Genomic DNA, 4,781 nt, shown 5'->3' on the forward strand with positions numbered 1-4,781 from the left:
CATTTTACTGATGGAATATCTAATAACGCCTGATCGGAGGTAGTAGGCGAACCATAAGTAGTTTTTCCAAGGGCAACACCAGCCTGAACAACCGGATGGTTTTTATCAATCGACGATGGTTTTAAGCGGATAGACCGTGGGGTAACATCACAATCAACATTTGCCCTGATAATCTCTAAAACCTCTTCATTAGTGTAAGCATCAGTTACACGAACATCAACCGTAAAAGTACAATTTGCCGGAACAACATTGTGCTGCGAACCTGCGTTGATAATCGTAACCGTCATTTTTAATGGCCCAAAAACCTCCGAAACTTTTGGAAACTGATAGTTCCTAAACCATTCGATATCTTTTAATGCTTTGTAAATCGCATTCTCTCCCTCTTCACGAGCAGCATGACCGGCTTTACCATGCGATACACAATCTAATACCAACAAACCGCGCTCGGCAATGGCTAAATTCATTTCTGTAGGCTCGCCTACGATACCAAACTCCAGTTCGCCCAAATCAGGAAGAACCAGTTCTAATCCATTATTACCAGAAATTTCTTCCTCGGCAGTCGCTGCCAAACAGATATTGTATTTTAAATTTTCTTGCTTGTAATAATATAAAAAGGTTCCGATTAGCGACACTAAACAACCACCAGCATCATTACTGCCCAAACCAAACAGTTTATCACCTTCAATTGCAGCATCATAAGGATCGCGGGTGTAACCTGAATTAGGCTTTACCGTATCATGATGTGAATTCAACAAAAGTGTTGGCTTAGCTGGATCAAAATGTTTGTTGTAAGCCCAAACGTTATTCATTTTACGCTGAGTCTTAACTCCTCTCTCCTCCAAAAACTGCGCAATTAAATTCGCCGTCCGATCTTCTTCTTTACTAAAAGACTGGATGCGGATCAACTGTCGCAATAAATCCAGACTTTCTTTTTGTATATTTTCTAGTAACATAGTATCAAGTAATTAGTATTAAGTATTAAGACTAAACCCGTCTTTAAACTTTCTACCTTTTATTTTGGCTTTCAGTTTTATGTTTGCAATTAAGACTTTATGTCCTAAACCCTACACCTCTAACCTTCTTTGGTATACAGATTCCCTGCTTTTAAAGCCGAAAGTTTAATACCTTTTATCAATGATGAGCTAAAACCGTTATGTTCCATTTCATTTAAACCTGCTATGGTACAACCTTTCGGCGAAGTTACCTTATCTATTTCTGATTCTGGGTGTGTTCCATGTAATAAAAGCAAATCAGCCGCTCCTTTAGCCGTTTGAACAGCCATTTTTAAAGCTTCATCAGCATGAAAACCGATTTCTACGCCACCTTGCGATGCAGCCCTGATTGCCCTTAAAAAGAACGCAATCCCGCAGGCACAAAGCGCTGTTGCTGAAGTCATTAAATCTTCATTAATTTTCACAACAGAACCAACCGTTTCGAACATTTTAGTCACATCTGCAATGTTTGCTGCTGATGCATTATCGCTGGCCATGCAAGTCATCGATTGACCAATAGCAATTGCTGTGTTAGGCATTACCCTGATTACCTCAACATCATCACCTAATTTTTCCCTAACCGCAGCACAGCTCACGCCAGAAATTACCGAAATAACCAAATGTTTGGTCGGAACAATTGAATTTTGAATTTCATCTAAAACCGTATTTAATTGTTGTGGCAGAACAGCCAAAATCACAACATCAGCATCAACTACAGCCTGTTTATTGTTATTGCTTACATTAAAACCGGCTTCGGCGAATGATTTTAAATGATCAATATTTCTACGGGTAAGCGTAATGTCGCCTGCTTGAGCAAAATCGGCCTTTACCAAACCTTTCGCTAAAGATAAACCGATATTTCCGCTACCAATTATGGCTATTTTTTTTGTCATGATTATTTTCCCTTTAGTTTGCTTACACAGATTTTATTTTTTTTCTTCGGTTTGATTGCACAGATTTTTTGTGTTGAAAAGCAAACGATAAGTTTAGGTACCTCGACTAAAAACCTTCCACCCTCAACCTACTCACCTTCTACCTCTTTTCCCCCACCTTTACTTCAGCATTTTAGTACCAAAAGTTCCCTTGGCAAGTTCAGCGAGCTCATCGGCTTTGCCGATATAAACTGCAGAAACTCCTTTTTTAATCGCTTCAAAGGCATTGTGCAGTTTAGGGATCATTCCACCTTGCACAGTTCCATCGGCTTTTAAACCTTCAAACTCATCAGCTTTGATTTCTCTTACAACAGAAGCATCATCATTAACGTCCCTAAGTACTCCTTTTTTCTCAAAGCAATATACCAAACGGGTTTCATATAAGCTTGAYATAGCCACCGCAACAGAAGAGGCTATGGTATCAGCATTGGTATTCAGAAGCTGAGTACCACCATCATGTGTAATGGCACATAAAACCGGAACAAAGCCAGCATTTAATAAAGTGCCTAAAGCATTCGCTGAAACAGAATTTTCATCTAAATCGCCCACAAAGCCGTAATCAATAACTGCACCTGCCATAGGGCCGGCCTCTGCACCATAAGTTTTGGTACTAACAGGCCTTTTTTTCGCTTTAATGATATTACCATCTGCGCCGGTTAAACCAATCGCATTACTTCCTTTGGCCTGTAGTTGGGCAACCATATTTTTATTGATCAGTCCGGCGTAAACCATCGTTACAATACGCAGGGTTTCGATATCGGTAATTCTTCTACCCTCAACCATTTTGGCTTCAATGCCCAACGATTCGCCCAGTTCAGTTGCAATTTTACCCCCGCCGTGCACCAGGATCTTATCTCCTGGCAATGCAGTAAAATCCAATAAAAACTGGTGTAAGTTTTCGGAGTTATCGATTACGTTTCCGCCGATTTTTATGATAGTGAGTTGTTTCATAATTTATTCTTACCGTGGTTCGTGTCTCCACGAATCACATTAATAGTTTTGTTTCACCATATTAATAATTTCGGTTCGCGGGGACACGAGCCGAGGCATATGATTTACAATTCCTCCAACATCGCTTTAATTACTGCCTGCGCCGCCCATAAACGGTTTCCGGCTTCGTGAATAACCAATGAATTTGGTCCATCCAAAATCTCTGATGATAATTCCAGATCGCGGCGTACAGGTAAGCAATGCATCACTTTAGCATCGTTTGTGAATTTTAATTTCTCATTATTCATCRTCCAGCCATCAGGATAAGTTAACACTTTTCCATACTCTTTATAACTACTCCAGTTCTTCACATACACATAATCAGCACCGGCCAAAGCTTCTTCTAAATTATACTGAATATCGGCATTAGGCGTAAAATCTTCCGAAAGCTCGTAACCCTCTGGTTGCGCAATAGTAAAATCGATCATTCCTTCTGCCTGAGCTTTGCACATCCACTCTGCAAAAGAATTTGGTACTGCCTGGGGCAAAGCCTTTACATGAGGCGCCCAAGCCAAAACTACCTTTGGTTTGCGCCCATCAGGTTTCTTTGTCCAGGTTTCGTGAATGGTAATGATATCGGCAAAGCTTTGTAAAGGGTGACGTGTTGCACTCTCCAAACTCACTACAGGTACGGCACAATATTTCACAAATTTATTGAAGAAATCTTCGCTATAATCTTCCTCACGGTTATTCAGTTTTGGAAAAGAACGCAAGCCTAAAATATCGCAATATTGGCCCATTACGGCAGCAGCTTCGCGAATATGTTCAACTGTCGAACCATTCATCACTACACCATCCTGCGTTTCTAAAGCCCAGCCTTCTTTATCCAGATTCATCACCATTACATTCATACCTAAGTTTAAGGCCGCTTTTTGCGTACTTAACCGGGTACGTAAACTTGGATTCATAAAAACTAAACCTAAGGTTTTGTTCTTACCTAAATCTTGGTGCGCATAAGGATTCGCCTTTAACGCTAGCGCATCATTTACAAACTGTTTGATGCTTGGAACATCGTGTACGGAAGTGAAAAGTTTCATTTTTAATATAAATTAATTTATCCCGATCCGTCACCCTGAATTTATTTCAGGGTCTTTTCTACAAAATAGATGCTGAAATAAATTCAGCATGACGATCGACCAAATACACAGTATTTATTTTACCAGTTGTTTAAACGCCGCCAAAAACTCGTCAGCATGTGCTTTTGTTAAATTTAAGGCTGGCAACAAACGGATCACATTCGGTTTTGCCTCACCAGTAAAAATATGGTGTGTAAACAATAATTCTTTTTTAACATGCGCCAGTTCGGCAGGTAGCTCAATACCGATCATTAATCCACGGCCACGTATTTCTACCACCTGTTCAAATTTTTTCAATTCGGTAATTAGGTAACTTCCTACTTCTTCTGCATTTTTCATCAGGTTTTCCTGTTGCATCACTTCTAAAACAGCTAAAGCCGCAGCACAAGCTAAATGGTTACCACCGAAAGTTGTACCTAACTCTCCATGCCAAGGTTTAAATTTGGGCGCTATAGAGATTCCCGCTACCGGAAAGCCATTACCCATTCCTTTTGCCATGGTATAAACATCTGCTTTAACCCCAGCGTAATCGTGTGAGTAAAACGATCCTGTACGTCCGTAACCGCATTGTACACTATCTGCAATATAAACCGTATTATATTCATCGCAAAGTGAACGGATTTTTTGCAAGAAACTTTTCGAAGCTTCTTTAATGCCGCCTACACCTTGAATACCTTCAATAATAACAGCCGAAATTTCATTGCCCTGTGCTTTAAAAGTTTCTTCTAAAGCAACCTCATTATTGAAAGGCAAAAAGATTACATTTTCGGTCTGATTAACCGGTGCTACAA

The 4,781-nt window shown here is 40.0% G+C and carries 5 protein-coding genes; all 5 read right to left on the reverse strand.

What is annotated here, in order from left to right:
* Positions 1–953 (reverse strand): M20 family metallo-hydrolase (locus AC1DND_RS19810; protein ID WP_477584245.1); only part of this gene is annotated, 953 nt, incomplete at its 3' end.
* Between the two features lie 119 nt (positions 954–1,072).
* Entirely contained in the window at positions 1,073–1,885 is an 813-nt protein-coding gene (gene proC, locus AC1DND_RS19815; protein ID WP_477584247.1) for a pyrroline-5-carboxylate reductase, read from the reverse strand.
* Between the two features lie 159 nt (positions 1,886–2,044).
* Complete coding sequence (gene argB / locus AC1DND_RS19820) at positions 2,045–2,875, reverse strand: acetylglutamate kinase (protein ID WP_477584249.1); 831 nt, start codon at positions 2,873–2,875, stop codon at positions 2,045–2,047.
* Between the two features lie 104 nt (positions 2,876–2,979).
* Entirely contained in the window at positions 2,980–3,951 is a 972-nt protein-coding gene (locus AC1DND_RS19825) for a Rossmann-fold NAD(P)-binding domain-containing protein (RefSeq protein ID WP_477584250.1), read from the reverse strand.
* A gap of 114 nt (positions 3,952–4,065) precedes the next feature.
* On the reverse strand, positions 4,066–4,781 hold a 716-nt coding region (locus AC1DND_RS19830; protein ID WP_477584252.1), incomplete at its 5' end, for an aspartate aminotransferase family protein.

Source organism: Pedobacter sp. 01N416, assembly GCF_056399685.1.

Excerpts from the sequence above, each read along its gene's own strand:
- proC (WP_477584247.1), bottom strand. The coding sequence starts at position 1,885 with ATGACAAAAAAAATAGCCATAATTGGTAGCGGAAATATCGGTTTATCT.